The organism is Psychrobacter sp. Ps2, from assembly GCF_022129405.1.
Taxonomy (GTDB): Bacteria; Pseudomonadota; Gammaproteobacteria; order Pseudomonadales; family Moraxellaceae; genus Psychrobacter.
The window spans coordinates 24,938-42,783 of sequence record NZ_JADQAM010000061.1 but is presented as its reverse complement, the minus strand read 5'-3'; the positions used below and the strand labels follow the sequence as shown (position 1 = coordinate 42,783).

Below are 17,846 nucleotides of genomic sequence, written 5' to 3'. Positions count from 1 at the left end.
TAGCATCCCTGTCTATTGATTAATAGCTAGTTTTTTTGCTGCTATTACAGCATTCTATTTAATGAGTATTTATACAAAGCATTAAATAGAACAAATAAATAAAAAGTTCAATAATAAAAATAATGCTCGTTCTAAAGCTATTTATCTGCTGCTTACCAATAAAGTATCAAAAAAACGATACATTTGAGCAATACATTAGCATGAATTTAGTCCAAAACAATAACAGTAAGCAATACTGATCAGTACATATATTAACTTATAAGAATATACCAACTTTGTTGGCTGACAAAAGAAGGATTAGATAATTAACATTGATGAGCTAACAAAAAACACATGAATGTAGATGCTAAGACTATTGCGGTAAAATGAATTGATCTTTTTTATTAAAGAAACGTCGATAGATGAGTAATGCACTGATAGTGCAGCCAAGCGTGCTGCTGACACATATCAGGAACATAGTGACTATTTGGTAGCGTACGGCTTGAGTGGGATCGGCGCCCGCTAGGATTTGACCCGTCATCATGCCTGGTAAGCTAACAATACCGACGACTAGCATAGAGTTTAAAGTTGGAGTCATGCCATTGGTGATAGCTGCTTTTATCTGCTCATGGACGGCTTCGAATGGCTTAGCAGATAGACTGAGCATCATTTCTACGCGCCCTGATTGCTCATGAAAGGATTCAATCAATTGATTGCTCGTCAACGAAATGGCAGTCAGAGAGTTCCCTAATATCAGACCCAATATAGGAATAATGAATTGCGGTGTATACCAAGGCTGCACATTCAAAATCGCTATAATCGCAATCGCCGTTACTAGTATTGCTGAGATACCGACTGCCAATAACGTATCTGTTAATAACCCTTTATAGCTGCGTTTAACGCGATTTTTGGCGGCACTTCCTGCAATTAAAGTCATGACCGTTAAGATAAGTAGCACTTCATACCATTGTTCACGTGCAAAAATCCACGCCAGTATCAGCCCAATAAAGCTCAGCTGTATGATCGTACGAAATGCCGCTATCAAAAGGGTCTTGCTTAGTTTTAAACGTAAGCGCCAAGAGATGAGTAATACAATGATAATTAGGCTGCTAGCAAGAGCAATATCACTATAAGTGAGAAAAATTTGCATATCATTCGTACCACTCATATGAGCTTATTTAGGAAGTAATTATAGTAATAACACACGGTGAGGATTAAGGTTATTAACGAGCCAAATTTCTTAGCAACTAAGCGACGACTTAATCACTTGATTAAATATTTCTGAATAAAAGTTATTCAAGAGTCTGTGGTAAGTACACCTGCTTGCATATGCCAATGTCTATTTGCCAAAGGCATAATATCTTTTGTGTCGTGAGTTACCCATAGGAGTGTGCGCTGTGCATCTGTGTGCAACCAGTTGATAAGTAAATTGACTAGCTGTGCTGAAGTGTCCATGTCCAAAGCGGCAGTTGGTTCATCTAGCAATAGAACTTGTGGACTGAGTTGTAATAGACGCAATGTATTGACCAGTTGGCGCTCGCCACCAGATAAGTGCTTGGCGTCTTGTTGCAAAAAATCTGCACTTCTATCTAAGTGTTCAAGCTGAGCAATATGCCAGTCTCTATCAAAAGTCTGCGATTGATGAGCATGCAATTGATAAGGCATTTGTAAGTTTTCAAGGACACTGCCGTCTAGCAACTGTGGATGCTGAGCGAGTAGGGCAACTTGCTGGCGCCACAGTACAGGTGCAGTTTTGTGAATATCATAGTAATCACTACTCAACTTGCCATCATTGCGCAAACGAACAGTACCGCTGCTCATGGGAAGTAACCCTGCCAATATTCGCAACAGTACTGATTTACCGCTACCAGACGCTCCTGTCAAAACAGTAACTTGCCCTGACAATAGCGTACCGCTCGCACCGCTTATTAGCGTTCGATCAGGAGTTGATGGCTCTTTATCCAGTGAAGCGTCTGCGGTTAGCTTGCTTGCCCATTTTTGATAAATGCTAGACGGCATAGAGATTTTATTCGAGGCTTCTTTGCTATTTTTAATGCTTTGAGCATTTATCGTCCGTTGGCTATGTACCCATAGGTTATCAAATTCAAGCAACACTCTATCCGTATCTATGCTCATAGCGTTCTACTGCTGACCATTTACTTGCTCAGAGATAGCCTGTTCGATCGTAACGCGCAGTTTTTTTGGTACACGAATAGGACGCATTGGTGGGGTTGTCGCTGCAGTATCTTGTTTATCGCTGCCTATTTCATCATTACTCATTGGCTCTGGTTTGACGAGGTTTTGTACGCAGGCAATAACGATTTTGGTGCTGCTTAGGAGCTGGCTATCATCTGTTTCGTTAGTACTATGATTTGGTAGATTGCGATAGATACTTTGATAAAATATGATGCTGGCAGGTTTTAGCTCCACTTTATCAATACGTACGCTAATTACCTCATCTAATAGAATGGCTCTTTTGTATTGCAAGTCCGCCTGACTCACGACAAAATGCTGTACTTCACCACTATCAGTCTGTAAAAAATACCCATTTAATCCCAGTTCAGTAAACCAGTCGCGTCGGCAGTTTTCAAAAAACACCAAATGATTGGCGTGATAGACTATACCGCCAGCATCAGTATGGTTAATATAGACGTTATAATCTTTAGCAAATAATGGTTTGGTCTTATCATTCATGGTTGGTGTCGTATTTTTTTGCTTCATTGTTGTCATAGTGATGCTCGATATTTTTAATAAGTATTGTTGAATAAAAGTGTTTCAGATAGACCAATAATAGATAGTGCTTATAATAGAGTTACTCTAGCTCAAGATATCAGGCCATGCAACCGCTAGAACCGCTTACATTTGTTATCATAGCCGTTTATATTTCCCCCATTTATAGAGCGCTATATTCTAACCAATCAGTATAGGACAGTTTATGACCCGTTTTGTCAGTTTTAACATCAATGGTATCCGTGCACGTCAGCATCAGCTCGAGGCGGTGCGCGAGGTAATCGATCCTGATGTCATGGGCCTACAAGAAACCAAGGTGCATGATGATCAATTTCCGCTTAGCGATATCGAAGGGCTGGGCTACCACGTAGAGTACTTTGGACAAAAAGGGCATTACGGCGTTGCACTCCTATCCAAAGCTGCACCTGTATTTGTACAAAAAGGCTTTCCTGGCGAAGATGAAGAAGCCCAAAAACGCTTTATCCATGCACGTTATGAGTTTGAAGGTCGTGAAGTGGATGTGCTCAATGGTTACTTTCCGCAAGGAGAGAGCCAAGATCACCCGACCAAATTTCCAATGAAGCGCGCTTATTATGCCAATTTGATGGCTTATATTGATACGCTAAAAGCGGAAGGTCGTTCGATTATCGTCATGGGTGATATGAATATCGCACCAGAAGATATCGATATTGGTATTGGTGAAGTCAATGCTAAGCGTTGGTTGAAAAATAGAAAAACCTCATTTCTGCCAGAAGAGCGCGAATGGTATTCAGCATTGATGTCGCGTGAGCTGACAGATACTTACCGTCTGCATTATCCAGAGAGCACCGAGTTATACAGCTGGTTTGATTATCGCAGTCGCGGCTTCAATGATGAGCCTAAGCGCGGTTTACGCATTGATCATATCCTATGTACCTCAGATCTAATTGATAAATGTATCGATGCTGGTATCAGCTATGAGCTACGTGCTATGGAAAAACCATCTGACCATGCACCAATTTGGTCAGCATTTGACCTAAAGAAACCGTAATACTTATATACCGTGATACCTACATATAGTCAATTATCATGTCAATTAGATACGATGATTAGCTTGTTCAGTCTGCTTATTGTAGTGCTGCAGCTAGTTCTTCTTGGATCTGAACTGTCTTGAACTGACTGTAGTGTTTATCACTTAGTATTCCGTAAATAACGATAAAAATTGAAAAATAAGGATTTTATTATGGCTGTTGGAAATGTATCAGTACCTGACGTTATCTATCCTATCGATGGTATTAAGCTCAGTGCTACGGCGGCAGGCGTTCGCTATAAAGACCGCGATGATCTAGTCGTCATCGAAATATCTGACAAGGCTACTACCGCGGTTGTCACCACTAAAAATACCTTTTGCGCTGCGCCAGTGCGAGTATTGCGTGAGCACTTTGCTAAAGTTAGCCCACGCTATTTAGTCACCAATACGGGTAACGCCAATGCAGGTACGGGTGCTGATGGCAAGCGCCGCGCCCTTGATATCTGTACAGCATTGGCTGAAAAGGCCGGTGTAGATACCAATACGATATTGCCATTCTCTACTGGCGTGATTGGCGAGCCGTTAAATAGTGATGCGGTCATCGCAGGTCTGGATAATGCATTGGCTAATCTAACGCCTGATAGCTGGCTAGCCGCTGCTAATGGCATTCGCACAACAGATACCATTCCTAAATTAGCCAGTCAAAAAATTGATGTGGCAGGTACTAGTTATCATGTCACTGGTATGTCTAAAGGCTCAGGAATGATACGCCCAAATATGGCGACTATGCTGGGCTATGTGGCGACAGATGCTAATATCGCTGCTGACTTATTACAAGAAATGCTAAGCGCTATCAATGAGCAGTCATTCAACCGCATTACTGTCGATGGCGATACCTCAACTAATGATTGTTGTGTGTTGATTGCAACAGGTGCTGCTAGCTCAGAGGTGATTGATAGTCCAGAGCATCCACATTATCAGCCTGTATTCGATGCATTAGCCGACGTATTTGTCCGTCTGGCACAACTGATTGTGCGTGATGGCGAAGGCGCTACTAAATTTATGACAGTCAAAGTGACTGGCGGTCAAACCACGCAAGAATGCTGCGATGTGGCTTATGCAGTCGCACATTCACCTTTAGTAAAAACGGCATTCTTTGCCAGTGATGCTAACTGGGGACGCATATTAGCAGCAGTGGGCTATGCTGGTATCGAAAATTTAGATACAGAGCAAGTTGATGTGTATCTAGACGAGGTAATGATTTGCCAAAATGGCGGTGTTGCACCTGACTATACAGAAGAGGCGGGAAAAACAGTCATGAGCCGACCTGAGATTACCATTCATATAGACCTTGCACGTGGCGATGCTAGTGATACCGTATATACCTGCGATTTATCATACGATTATGTCAAAATAAATGCTGATTATCGTAGCTAGTCATTCTTAACAAAACAGAATTTGCATAGTTGTATAAGAGCTAGAACAAATATTGTTCTGGCTTTTTAATGTCAATCATCTCCTCAGTAGCAAATAACGCCGCTATTTAATACGCTTCATTAACATCAGTTGCAAAAGCTGACGTTACTTTACAAAGCAGTCATAGAGGGCAAGACGACTAGCGACCTATACTGGTTTCAGTAAAAAGCAAACAACCTTATTAGCTTGTAGCAAAGCAATAGAAGGTATTCAAAATAATAAGTTTATCTAAGTAACAATGAATTATTAGCTAAATCAATAGATAAGCCAGTAACTAAGCTATCAATAAAGAATCAATAACAATTATCTGAGGATTGAATAATGAAGAAATTAGCACTTGCAGCATTGATGACAACTTTTGCCCTTTCTGGTTGCTCTACGATGAGTATGGATGATGAGCGCACGATGGTTGTTGAAGGACAACCTATGAATGTAAAAGTAGTAAACATCCCAAGTTTTGAAGTAGAAATTGCACCGCGTAAAGCAGTATGTGACTTAACTGCTACTGATGGCAGCATGGTCGAATCACAGTGCTTGCAGTATCGTCAAACTTATCAGAAAAACTACACCACGCTAAACGGTAATATTCAAGGCTTTACCTATGAGCCGAACTATCGTTATGTCCTAGATGTACGCCAAGAAGCAGTAACCGCAGAAGGCTCAAATGTCGTACAGCCAGTTTGGATTCTAAATGAAGTGGTATCAAAAACTGCTGAATAATATTGATATCAATACATAGACGATAAACCAGTTGTACATGACAAAAAGGCCTCTAATTCGTTAGAGGCCTTTTTGTTGTTTTTGTTGTCAGTAAATCATTTTTAAGGGAGTCAACCTAGCACTGACTATAATTAACACTGACACCGCGTGTTGCCGTAGGGATTCTATTATCAGCATAAACCGCCAGGCCGCCTCGTGCCGTCTCTTTATATTTATCAGACATATCGGCACCTGTTTGCTTCATCGTCTCTATCGCTTTGTCTAAAGAGACGAAGTGTTGACCACTACCTCTACAGGCTAGACGTGCTGCATTGATTGCCTTGACTGCACCCATCGCATTACGCTCGATACAAGGCACTTGTACCAGTCCGCCAATAGGATCACAGGTAAGGCCTAGATTATGCTCAATTCCAATCTCTGCTGCATTTAGGCATTTGGCTGGCGTACCATTCATTATTTCTGCCAGTGCAGAGCCTGCCATTGCACACGCAGAACCAACCTCACCTTGGCAACCGACTTCAGCACCAGAGATTGAAGCATTTTGCTTGATAAGGCTACCGATAGCAGTGGCGTTTAGCAAAAACTTACGAACGCCATCTTGGCTGTAGTTGGGCAAAAAATCACGATAGTAGTGCAGTACGGCAGGAATGATACCTGCTGCGCCATTGGTTGGAGCCGTGACTACTTTGCCGCCATTGGCATTTTCTTCATTGACGGCGAGCGCGTACAAATCGACCCAGTCCATAGCGGCTAACTTATCAGTCTTGGTGATAGGTTGGTCTTTTTCAGCACACAGCTGCGTATGCAAATCTTGGGCACGGCGTTTTACATCTAATCCACCCGGTAGGATACCGCCATTTTCACAGCCTTGTTTGACGCAGTCTTGCATGACTTCCCAAATGCTATCTAAGTAAGCAAAGACTTCTTCTTTGGCATGGAAGTGACATTCGTTTGCCAGTACCAATTCGCTGATACTCAAATCATGCTCACGACATTGCTCTAGTAGCTCTGCTGCGTTATTGAACGGATAGGGAACTCTATCGATGGTCGGGCTGGCATGATCTTCGTCTGGGTTAGTTGCATCTTCTTCATTAATAACAAAACCGCCACCGACTGAATAATAAGTCTGCTGATAGCGAACGCCTTCAGTTGAGATAGCGCGTAGCGTCAATGCATTAGGGTGATAAGGCAGCACAGTATCGTCATACCAGTAGATATCTTGCTCTGTATCAAAAGCAATCGTATGCGTGCCTGATACATTGAGAATTTTGTCAGAGAAGATAGGAGATAGGTAGCTGCTGGTCATGCGTGTGTCTATCGTGCTAGGCGTATGTCCAAGCAGTCCTAATAAGATAGCCGTATCTGTTGCATGGCCTTTTCCGGTCGCTGCCAAAGAGCCATATAGTTCAATCTCAATGGTCTTAACCGCAGTCAGTTCCATCTGCTCAGTTAGCGAGGTCAAGAATAAGTTTGCAGCGACCATCGGTCCGACTGTATGCGAACTGGATGGGCCAATGCCGATTTTAAACAAATCAAAAACACTGATCATAATAAGTCACCAAAAATTTTAAGCGCTTTAGCCTATTTTATCTATGGCATTGGGCGCTTTTATGAAAAATATAATAGACAGCCATCGCTCCTAGTCACCATTGATAGGTGGGCGCGAGACACTATTTATGAAGGTTATAAGGTAAATGAGCACTGAGGGCAGTTGAATAATAACTTTTATTTATTTTGAAACTCCGTTATCATGCTCGCAGTCAACAACTATGTAACATCCTGTAAGTTGGTTATCATCGTAAAATAAGACGGATTAAAAAAAACTAAATTTTTCAGTCAGACATATCCGTATTCATACATCTAGCAAGATATGGCTATCATACCAAATAATACTTTTGGTTTGTCATATTACAACATAAATGAATGAATTGGGATGACATATTATAGATAGGAAGACTTAACGTTCTTCTATTTATACAAGCCCTTAGAAATATGTCCATTTATTAATATACTTATTTTATCAGTTATTCTAGCCTATTACTTTAGCTTAGCTCACATAGGACAAGCGCGCATGCCATCTCAAAAAGACCCTTCATCAGCGTCAGACAATAGCGCTCAAGATCTATCGACTCAAAATGCCTTGGAGTCTGCAGGCATTGATTCAGCCGCTATCAATTATCCGCACAATCCAGACTTTGAAAATGGCCGTTGGTTCCCGACGTGGCGTCCTTATAAGGGCGATTTGGATCGTGATCCAGTCGGTATCAACGACTATCTAACTCCGTCAAAAAGCGTATTGCTCGGTATACAGCATACATTTGCGATGTTTGGTGCAACCGTACTTGCACCTTTATTAATGGGGTTTGATCCTAACTTAGCTATCTTGATGTCTGGTATCTGTACGGTAATGTTCTTTATGATTACCGGTGGGCGCATGCCGAGCTACTTGGGATCAAGCTTTGCTTTTATTGGTCCAGTCATCGCGGTGACCGCTTATGCAGGCGCAGGGTTTAATGACAATCTAAATGTTGCGCTAGGCGGTATTATGGCCTGCGGTATCATTTATGCATTGATTGGTCTGCTAGTGATGAAGACGGGTACAGGTTGGATTGAGCGCTTGATGCCGCCTATTGTGACGGGTGCGATTGTCATGATTATCGGTCTTAACTTGGCGCCAGTGACCATTCAAGGGGTGTCTGCCAATCAATTTGATGCTTGGATGGCTACCTTGACCGTATTGCTCATTAGTGGTGTGGCAGTATTTACTCGCGGTATGTTGCGTCGTCTGTTGCTACTCGTCGGTCTGGTTCTATCGTACGTTGCTTACTTTGTCATGACCAATATTCTAGGCTTTGGTACAGCGATTGATTTTAGTACAGTAGCTGCCGCTTCATGGTTTGGACTACCAGGCATTCATACGCCTCGTTTTGAGCTGAGTGCTATTATCTTAATTGCACCTGTGGCCTTTATTTTGGTTGCTGAAAACTTGGGTCACTTCAAAGCAGTAGAGGGCATGACCAAGGCTCGTGTGACCCCTTATATGGGCCGAGCATTTTTTGCTGATGGCTTGGCAACGACTTTTTCAGCAGGATTTGGCGGTACAGGTGTGACCACTTATGCGGAAAATATTGGCGTTATGGCTGTCACAAAGGTATATAGCACGACGATATTTGTTGTCGCAGGTGTGGTCGCTATTATATTGGGACTGTCACCAAAATTTGGCGCAATTATCCAAACGATACCAGCCGCTCTATTGGGCGGTGCCTCTATCGTAGTATTCGGTTTGATCACGGTAGCTGGGATAAAAATTTGGATCGACAGTCATATCGACTTTAGTAAAAATAGTAATTTAATCATTGCTGCAGTGACCGTCATTATGGGTACAGGTAACTTTAGCTTGCACTTAGGTGGTTTTAATTTGGGTGGTATCGGTACTGCTACTTTAGCAGCTATCGTGTTAAATGCTTTGTTCAACCAAAGTTCTGAAGCGAAATAAGTAATGCTTATGAGATTGAAGTTTGTGCCTATCAAATAAAAATGGTCAAAGCATATCTCATCTAACAAAAAGCGCCCATACTATCGAGAGCATGGGCGCTTTTTTGTATGGCAGTGTTGAGCAACAGTAGTAGCGAACTACTTATAGTCACGCTTATAAAATCTTGAAAAAAAACGATAGCGGCGAAGGGCGCGTGGCTTTGGCTTCAATGAGCCTAAGTAAATAGCAAACATCGTTAATAGTGCGCCACTCCACTGTAGAGTGTTAATCGGTTTGTCCAGCCAACTATAGTCAATGACAAGGGCTGCAATAGGTTCAGTTAACAATAGCAGCCCAGTCAGTGCCAGAGATAGCTTAGGAATAGAGTAGGCAATCAATCCCCATGCCAGACACTGCATCACCGTACCATAGATAAGTACCCAGCCAATCTCAGACCATGTATTGGGTAGGATATTACCTGTGTCAAATACAAACATCGGTATAATCATGGCTAAGACGCCGCCGATACTGATCAGCTGCATTAGCATAAATATAGGCGTCGGTTCAGTGTCGTGCGTTTTGCGGATAAAGGTCATTGATGCAGCTAACATGGCACCCGATACAATACCAGTGACAAAGCCCCAAGTCGCAGCGGTGTTGTGTGCGAATTCAGGGCTACCTATCATTGCCACGCCTATCATGGCTAAAAACAAACTAATAAGCTGTACGATAGACTGACGCTCATTGAAATACATAAACCCAATCGCGGCCAAGAAAAATATTTGCAGACTATTAAGCAGCGTCGAAATACCAGGCCCAACCGCATAAATACTCTCATGCCACAGTGCCAAATCTAAGCCTAAAAACGCCCCTGATAGTAGCGCATAAAAAATGGCCCGTCTTGATTTGGGCATTCGTTGGCCCATTATCTTAGCCAATGCCGCAAATACAATACCAGAAACAGCCAATCGCCAAAACGACATGGCCCAACCACCAATATCGACGTGAGCGACAATTAAGCTGCCCAATCCAAAAATGATACAACCAATGACTAAGCCAATAGGTGCAGATCGCGTTGAAGCAATAGCCATAATTTGTCCTTATAACAGTATTTGAATAACAGCACTTTGAATAACAGCACTCTTATTATCATTGCATCATGTCAGAACTTATGTTGACATAGAGCCATATTGTCGTAGTTTTAAGTGCAAAATGAAATGGTAAAACCACAATTTATTACGGTGAATACAGATACTATCGCTATGCGGAAAATTATTGAGCATGTTAGACGTAAATAAATAATCAAAGTTTTTGATATGGCTGCGTTTTTCGCAATAGACTTATGACAGTTGGGCAATAGTATTTATATCAAAATATTTGTATCAGGGCGCCGATTCGTAGGAGTATGAAAGAGCATAATGTATGCAAGTGATATTTCTGCACGGAGGATATGTGTGTAGCACTTTAAGCGACATTAACGCTGCAACACATGTATAGTAGATTGACGATATAATGTACTTAACGTCTGATTTGTTATACCAAACAATCTATATTATTTGTCTAGGTTTATTTATGCTTCAACGATTGCTATCAAAAAAACAGCCACATACACTGTCTGGTTTGCTACCAAAAATATCGCAATACAGTGTCGTCGTGACGATGCTATCTAGCGCATTGTTTTTAATGCCTAGCGCACATGCGGCTAGTTGTAAAGTCCCAAAAAGTTATTACAAAAACGTCTCCTGCACGGCCAGTAGTAATTATTTTTTGGCGATTAAAGACTTTGGTGCGCCGGTGGCTTTAATTGATAAAAAAGGCAAACGAGTCGTTGATTTATCGCGTTATCAAAAAGTCGATGCCGATAAGCTATCGGGCGGTCTGTTGCCTGTACTGCGCAACAGTCGCGTTGGTTATCTTAATATGCAGGGCCGCGAAGTCGTGCCTGCCATGTACGATATATTGACAGAGAGTCAAGGTTGGGCGCGCCCTGTATCGGATGGACGTATCGTGGTAAAAAAAGAGGGTAACTATGGTGTGATTAACACAGCTAATAGTACTGTTGTCTCGTTTTCTGCAGTGATTGATGATATCGACAATTATCGTAATGGGGTGGCGCGTGTACGCAAAGGCCATGCAACCAGTTGGGTGGATAAAAACGGTAATGCAGCGAATGATCCGAATGCCCAGAACGACACTCAGGCAGTGAATAAATCCACTTCCTCTAACGAAAAATCTAGCGCAGCATCACAGTCTGTACCAGCGCGTTTTACGACGCTTCAATCGCGTCAGCAAGATGGTAAATGGGGTTTCGTCGATGACAATAATGTCACGATGATTACGTACTCATTTGATGAAGTGCGTCCGTTTTCTGAGGAATATGCTGGCGTGCGTATCGGTGAAGAGTGGGGCTTTGTCAATTTAGGCGGTGAGCTGGTGATTCCTTTTCGCTTTGCTAATAGTGGTGTGAACGCCAACGATAGCTATCAGGGTAAACCATCCTTTGTATTTACCGGTAGTAAGGCGTGGATTGGTAATCTAAAGAACGGAAATAAAATGTGTATAGATAAGGAAGGTGCTGGCGTTGCTTGTGATTGATGCAATTGCTAGGGCGTGTCCTCATTTGAAAAATGGTGATAAAAATGAGATAAATCGTAGTCAAACAAGGAAAATAGCGCAGATAATATCGAGATATTAGTCAGCTATTTGACACAATTTGGCAAGATTTAACCATTTTTAACCCATTTAGATAACTATCGATTGAATTGAGGACACGCCCTAGGATTAAATAGACAATAAAAAAGAGTGCAAAACCTGTGATTTTTCGCTAGGTTTTGCACTCTTTTTTCGACATCGATGCTTTTAAAGCTATTTGCTCGATAAATGATTACTGATTAAGTCAACCATATAAGGCTGATAATACTCTGGAATATCGTGTGCCATACCTTCGATGAGATGGAACGTAGCATTAGGAATGGTCTTGGCAACGACTCGGCCCTGCGAAGCCGGCAGGAGTCCATCAGCGCTACCATGTAATACAATCGTTGGTGCTTTAACTTGCTTACTAAATCGGCTGATAGAGCCTGATGCTAAGATAGCATTGAGCTGCTGTACTGTACCAAGCGGGTGGAAGTTGCGTTGATAACGAATCTTAGCGATTTCACGGACCATACGCACATTCACATGACCTGGTGTACCAACGGTCTTCATAAACCAAACGCTATGACGCACGATATCACGCTCAGAGTGGCTCTCTGGACGATTGATAAGGGTGTATAGCTGTTTGGGCTTTGGCGGCTTCAAAAACGCACGATTGGTCGTTGTAAACATAAGTGCCATTCGCTGCACTAAGCTCGGATAACGTGCTGCCACGATTTGTGCAATCATACCGCCCATCGAAGCCCCAAGCAGATGTGTCTTACCAAGCTTTAGTGCTTTAATTAGACGTGCGGTGTCTTCAGCCATGTCCGTCAAGTTATAAGCAACCTGTGTGCTTTTATTAGACAGCCCTGTTTGTAGACGTACCATCATTTTGAGTTGGCTAATACGCGGCAAGCCTTCTATCTGTACTTTAGAAGACAAGCCGATATCACGATTATCAAAACGAATCACAAAAAAACCAGCATCGATAAAGCGCTTAATAAAATTGTCTGGCCAAAATATCATTTGTGAGCCTAGCCCCATAATCATCAGTAGCGGCGGATTATTAGGATTACCGCCAGCTTCGACACACAACTCAATACCATCACCGATGTCAATCATTGCTTGACGAAGGTGCTTACTCAAGTCAGAGTCGCGCCATTGATGCTCCCCAAATTTGCGCCACTCAGGAGTAGGGTAGTTATTCAGATGATCTTCTAGATTGTTATCTAGCGTTTCAGGCAATTTGGCACTATTGATGTCATTTGATTTTGTCATGAAGTGTCCTAATTAGAGGGTCATCTACTACAGCTCAAGCATCTCAAAATCAAGCTTGCCGACACCGCACTCAGGGCAAGTCCAGTCATCAGGGATGTCTTCCCACTTAGTACCAGGTGCGATACCTTCTTCTGGGCAGCCAAGCGCCTCATCATATATCCAGCCGCAGACGATACATTCATAACGTTTCATAAATAGTCCTATCGATCATTACCAGTATTACAGTTACAGCGTGCTATAAACGCTCATTTTTAATATTACAGCTATTATATTAGACTGCAAAAACGCACGTAGTTTAGCATATAACCGCAATTTTCATAGTTAAGTTTACACTTGTATATTGAGATGACTTTTCTTTTATCAAGTCAATCACATACGTTACCTTATTAGCGCTTGATAACAAGACTGGACGCCCGCCCGCCATACGAAAACCAATTATGCTATAATAATCGCCGCTAAATTCACAGTAATGCTTAGCATTTATCGCTGATATATCATCCAGTTGTTGTCTTATCTAAACTAACTAAACCATCTAAATACATAAGTTAAGGGTCATCATGAGTACCAATGCCGCCGCCACATCCGCCACCAACAATGAGACGTCTCATGTGCTCAATACTGACCATCCGTTTTGGCAGATTATTCGCACAGTACCAGACTTTCCAAAAGCTGGCATTGATTTTTATGACATTACCCCGTTACTACGCAGTCATATTGACGCTGTCATCGATGCGCTGCTTGCCGCATTGCCAGAAGGGCTTATGGACGAGGTAGATTGTCTGGGCGCAGTAGAAGCGCGCGGTTTTGTATTTGCCAGTATGCTAGCAGGTCGTCTGGGCAAAGGCATGATCTTGCTACGTAAACCAGGTAAGCTACCACCCCCTGTAGCCAACAAGGCCTATGCACTGGAGTATGGTAAAGACACGCTTGAGATGCAAAACAATCTACCGCCTGAGCGCGTACTATTGGTCGATGATATCTTGGCGACTGGTGGTACGTTGACTACCGCTTACGAGCTGTGTCAATCGGCTGACCATACTGTGGTCGGTGCGCTAGTGTTATTGGACTTGGTCGATTTGCATGGCGAGTTCCCAGTACCTGTCTATACGGTACTAAAAGCTTAAAATGAATGGCTATGTTTTTGACTACTAGACAGGTTGTATTGTCGATATATAGTCGGTGAACTACTAAATCGCTACGGCGTTACCCTCCTTAGATGTATTATTTGTACAATCTGCAGTCGGCTGCCTTGTACCCATTTTAGAGTTCTTTGACTATAGTTAAACGATTCTCCAAATAAAAAGCGCCCTGATACTATGTCAGGGCGCTTTTTCGATACTGTATTGATGTTTTTTAGTATTGTGTTAAGTAGGCTGTATTTATTGCTCTTCGTCTTGTTCGTAGTCCTTACAAGACTGCTCTATCACCGTACGACCGACTGTCTTTGGGGTGGTGACTTTAAAATCTTTTGTGGTCAATATTGGTTTTTCTGACTGCCATGACTTGGTTACTTTACCTTCAGCATCGTAGTTAACAAAGGCTCGTCTATAGTAACTGGCATCTTTGCATGAAATGAGTAGTTGTTGCTCACTATTGTCAATACTGTTTTTTTCTTCCTTCGAGTCATCGGATTTAGTATCTTTGTCTTTAGGATAGGTTCTAAGGATAGATACCGTGATATTTTCGACGTCTTTTTCATCTATGATACTGATATCAGAGCTTTCAATAGAATCCAAATCTATACTAAAAATTGATCCAGAGCTGCTCTCGGACACCTCTACCCAGTTGACTGCCTGGGCACTGATCGCTAAAGCACTGCCTGCCAATAATATTGATAGCCGTTTCATATAAGCCTTGCTTCTTGTCATTTGAAGTAGGTAATGATAGCCAACTTACTATTAGTAGGCAAATATCTTTTGTGCCAGCCCAGTATCCGTCGTGCTCTGTCGTGTGGCTATTATTGGCCGCGAATAGCTGCCAATGTCTTAGCCAGCTCGTCACGCGCTCCGATAAAACCATCAATACCCTTAGGCAACAAGTCCTGTGTAACCTTGTCTTGCTGATACGCAGCACTAAACTCTTCATGCGTTAAGCTTACCTGAGTCATCGCCTTCATATCCATCGACATACTCGGAGACAGTTGGCGAGTTACCTCGGTATCCATGGCTGCCAACTCATCAATGAGGTTGGGAGCTATCGTCAACAAGTCACAACCTGCCAATGCCAAAATCTGCTCGGTAGAGCGGAAACTGGCGCCCATTACTTGCGTCTCGTAACCGTGCTGTTTGTAATACTGATAAATGAGCTTGACTGACTGTACGCCCATGTCATCAGAAGCTGGTACGTTTTGACGGCTTTGTTGGCGTTTTTGCCAATCTAGAATACGGCCAACGAAAGGTGATATCAGGGTCACACCAGCATCTGCACAGGCAATCGCTTGGTGTTGTCCAAACAGTAGGGTCAGGTTGCAGTGGATATTTTGAGTCTCAAGATAGCGCGCCGCCTCGATACCTTGCCAAGTTGCCGCCATTTTGATCAATACTCGCTCTGAATCGATGCCCGCTTTTTGGTAAGCATCCATAAAGGCCAGTGCCTTATCTATCGTCGCTTGAGTATCATAAGATAAGCGAGCGTCCACTTCGGTAGAGACTCGGCCTTCGATCAGCTCTAAAATATCGCAGCCAACCTGAATGGTCAGCGCATCGATCACGGCATCCACGTCACCATTGTGACTGCTCATGGTCTCTGACAACATGCCTTGGTTGTCAGGATGAATCAGAGCCTTGGTAATAAGGCTTGGGTTGGTGGTTGCATCGATAGGTTTTAAACGGGCAATAGCGGCAAGGTCACCAGTATCAGCAACAATCGTGGTCATAGTGCGTAGCTGTTGTAATGCGCTCATCAGGTATCCTTTTTTTATTAATCATATGATGCTCCTCTTATATATAACAGGGTAGGGAGCTGAACTGGAACTGTAACACAGTTTTGGGCAGGTGTTGCCTCATAGTTATGCTATGCGTCGCTGTTATCTGGCTCAGCTGTGCTAATATCAATAACAGTTGGTATATTTATACGCATTTACGCATGGGCACTGACCTTAGTTTTTGCTATAGTAGAGCCGGCTATGTATCAAGCTGCTGTATTTGGCAGTAAATATAGCATTAACGCCAAATGGCACTAGCAATATAGGGTGTTTTTGATAGACTGTTTTGAGGTTGATTTTGAATATAGTTTCTACTATCAGGCTCTAACTAAAAAAAACAGTCAGATTTGGCAATAGTGCTACCTAAGTAATAGCAATATAATAGTAGAGTTTAAATAATAGTAATATCTAACAGCGATAAAATCTAAAAAGGATGGGCGGTAATGAGCGAGCAGTCACCAGAGCAAACAATGGATAATCTAAATCAAACCACTACAGGCGCTAGCGATACCGCAACTGAAAAAGAGTTTTTAGACAATATTCGCCAAAATATTGACGCAGTAGACTGTGAGATCCAAACGTTAATCAATAACCGTGCAAAGCTGGCTCAGCAAGTAGCCATGGTAAAGAAAAATCATACCGCTGCTGATGACAATAGCAATCCTATCTTTTACCGCCCTGAGCGTGAAGCACAGGTGCTAAAAGCTGTCATGGAGCGTAATGCGGGTCCCATTGCTGATGAGAAAATGGCGCGTTTATTCCGTGAAATCATGTCAGTATGCTTGGATTTAGAAGCGCCGCAGCGTATTGCCTTCTTGGGCCCTGTCGGCACCTTTACGCATGCCGCTGCGCTCAAGCACTTTGGTAAAGCCGCTGATACTGTGCCAATGACAACCATTACTGATGTGTTCCGCGAAGTCGAAGCGGGGACAGCGATGTATGGCGTGGTTCCTGTCGAGAACTCTTCAGAAGGCGTAGTCAACCATACTCTAGATGGCTTCTTATCTTCTACTTTGAAAATCATTGGTGAAGTTGAACTACCAATTCACCAAAACTTCTTGGTTGCTGAGCATACTAAAATTGATGGCTTGAGCCGTATTTATTCGCACCAGCAGTCGCTTGCTCAGTGCCGTCATTGGCTAGATGTAAACTTCCCTAATGTCGAACGCGTTGCTGTATCAAGCAATGGTGAAGCCGCTCGCCGCCTCAAAAACGAATGGCATTCAGCTGCGATTGCAGGTGACGTTGCTGTTGCAGAGTATGGCCTACATAAGCTTTACTCAAATATCGAAGACAATCCAAGCAACACCACACGCTTCCTTATTATTGGTCATGAGGCGATTGCGCCATCTGGTCAAGACAAAACTTCTATCGTCGTCTCCGCTCACGACAAAGCAGGCGCACTGATCGAAATCTTGAAACCTTTGTCATACCATGGTGTATCGATGACTAGCATTGAGACACGTCCTGAGCGTCCTAACAAGTGGGCATACGTATTCTTTATCGATATGAATGGTCATGTTAATGATCCAAACGTTAGCGCTGCCATCAATGATATTCGTCCATTGGTCAAAGATTTGCGCATATTAGGCTCATATCCAAAAGCTGTCCTATAGACA

Annotated in this window: 16 protein-coding genes; 7 read left to right on the top strand and 9 right to left on the bottom strand. The window is 42.7% G+C overall.

Features of this window, described 5'->3' with window-relative positions; translation table 11 throughout:
• Window positions 1-352: 352 nt before the first annotated feature.
• The 3 genes from fetB to I3254_RS11885 form a co-directional block, all read right to left on the bottom strand.
• Window positions 353-1,129, bottom strand: coding sequence for an iron export ABC transporter permease subunit FetB (gene fetB, locus I3254_RS11895; RefSeq protein WP_238053009.1), 777 nt, complete (start codon window positions 1,127-1,129; stop codon window positions 353-355).
• A gap of 146 nt (window positions 1,130-1,275) precedes the next feature.
• Window positions 1,276-2,115, bottom strand: a complete 840-nt coding sequence (locus tag I3254_RS11890) for an ATP-binding cassette domain-containing protein (protein ID WP_238053008.1) — start codon at window positions 2,113-2,115, stop codon at window positions 1,276-1,278.
• 6 nt (window positions 2,116-2,121) lie between these two features.
• Complete coding sequence (locus tag I3254_RS11885) at window positions 2,122-2,700, bottom strand: thioesterase family protein (protein ID WP_238053007.1); 579 nt, start codon at window positions 2,698-2,700, stop codon at window positions 2,122-2,124.
• 214 nt (window positions 2,701-2,914) lie between these two features.
• On the opposite strand from I3254_RS11885, the gene xthA reads away from it, so the two are divergent.
• The 3 genes from xthA to I3254_RS11870 all read left to right on the top strand — a co-directional run bounded on the left by xthA (window position 2,915) and on the right by I3254_RS11870 (window position 5,914).
• On the top strand, window positions 2,915-3,739 hold the full coding sequence (gene xthA / locus I3254_RS11880; protein ID WP_057759777.1) for an exodeoxyribonuclease III: 825 nt from the start codon (window positions 2,915-2,917) through the stop codon (window positions 3,737-3,739).
• Window positions 3,740-3,931: 192 nt separating this feature from the next.
• Complete coding sequence (gene argJ, locus I3254_RS11875; protein ID WP_238053006.1) at window positions 3,932-5,155, top strand: bifunctional glutamate N-acetyltransferase/amino-acid acetyltransferase ArgJ; 1,224 nt, start codon at window positions 3,932-3,934, stop codon at window positions 5,153-5,155.
• A 360-nt stretch (window positions 5,156-5,515) separates the two neighbouring features.
• Window positions 5,516-5,914, top strand: a complete 399-nt coding sequence (locus I3254_RS11870; RefSeq protein ID WP_101204449.1) for a DUF4377 domain-containing protein — start codon at window positions 5,516-5,518, stop codon at window positions 5,912-5,914.
• A 115-nt stretch (window positions 5,915-6,029) separates the two neighbouring features.
• Here the strand turns inward: I3254_RS11870 and I3254_RS11865 are convergent, their stop codons facing one another.
• Entirely contained in the window at window positions 6,030-7,463 is a 1,434-nt protein-coding gene (locus I3254_RS11865) for an L-serine ammonia-lyase (protein ID WP_238053005.1), read from the bottom strand.
• Window positions 7,464-7,985: 522 nt separating this feature from the next.
• Here I3254_RS11865 and I3254_RS11860 point away from each other — a divergent pair.
• The gene (locus tag I3254_RS11860; protein ID WP_238053004.1) at window positions 7,986-9,410 is read left to right on the top strand and encodes a solute carrier family 23 protein; all 1,425 of its coding nucleotides are present in this window, start codon (window positions 7,986-7,988) and stop codon (window positions 9,408-9,410) included.
• Window positions 9,411-9,547: 137 nt separating this feature from the next.
• Here the strand turns inward: I3254_RS11860 and I3254_RS11855 are convergent, their stop codons facing one another.
• Entirely contained in the window at window positions 9,548-10,480 is a 933-nt protein-coding gene (locus I3254_RS11855; protein ID WP_101204452.1) for a DMT family transporter, read from the bottom strand.
• A gap of 481 nt (window positions 10,481-10,961) precedes the next feature.
• Between I3254_RS11855 and I3254_RS11850 the strand changes: the two genes are divergently transcribed.
• Window positions 10,962-11,984 carry a WG repeat-containing protein gene (locus tag I3254_RS11850; protein ID WP_238053003.1) on the top strand — a complete coding sequence of 341 codons (1,023 nt, stop codon included), beginning with the start codon at window positions 10,962-10,964 and terminating at the stop codon, window positions 11,982-11,984.
• A gap of 270 nt (window positions 11,985-12,254) precedes the next feature.
• Here I3254_RS11850 and I3254_RS11845 read toward each other — a convergent pair whose 3' ends face one another.
• Window positions 12,255-13,304: an alpha/beta hydrolase gene (locus I3254_RS11845; RefSeq protein WP_102092481.1), complete on the bottom strand. Its 1,050-nt coding sequence runs from the start codon at window positions 13,302-13,304 to the stop codon at window positions 12,255-12,257.
• Between the two features lie 27 nt (window positions 13,305-13,331).
• Window positions 13,332-13,496: a rubredoxin gene (locus I3254_RS11840; protein ID WP_057759803.1), complete on the bottom strand. Its 165-nt coding sequence runs from the start codon at window positions 13,494-13,496 to the stop codon at window positions 13,332-13,334.
• Window positions 13,497-13,861: 365 nt separating this feature from the next.
• Between I3254_RS11840 and I3254_RS11835 the strand changes: the two genes are divergently transcribed.
• Window positions 13,862-14,428, top strand: coding sequence for an adenine phosphoribosyltransferase (locus I3254_RS11835; RefSeq protein ID WP_057759806.1), 567 nt, complete (start codon window positions 13,862-13,864; stop codon window positions 14,426-14,428).
• A 255-nt stretch (window positions 14,429-14,683) separates the two neighbouring features.
• Here I3254_RS11835 and I3254_RS11830 read toward each other — a convergent pair whose 3' ends face one another.
• On the bottom strand, window positions 14,684-15,151 hold the full coding sequence (locus I3254_RS11830) for a hypothetical protein (protein WP_238053002.1): 468 nt from the start codon (window positions 15,149-15,151) through the stop codon (window positions 14,684-14,686).
• Window positions 15,152-15,261: 110 nt separating this feature from the next.
• A complete protein-coding gene (locus I3254_RS11825; RefSeq protein ID WP_238053001.1) occupies window positions 15,262-16,206 on the bottom strand; it encodes a transaldolase in 945 nt (314 codons plus the stop codon).
• A gap of 464 nt (window positions 16,207-16,670) precedes the next feature.
• Here I3254_RS11825 and pheA point away from each other — a divergent pair, with 464 nt between their 5' ends.
• Window positions 16,671-17,843: a prephenate dehydratase gene (gene pheA / locus I3254_RS11820; RefSeq protein WP_102092477.1), complete on the top strand. Its 1,173-nt coding sequence runs from the start codon at window positions 16,671-16,673 to the stop codon at window positions 17,841-17,843.
• The last annotated feature ends 3 nt before the right edge of the window (window positions 17,844-17,846 follow it).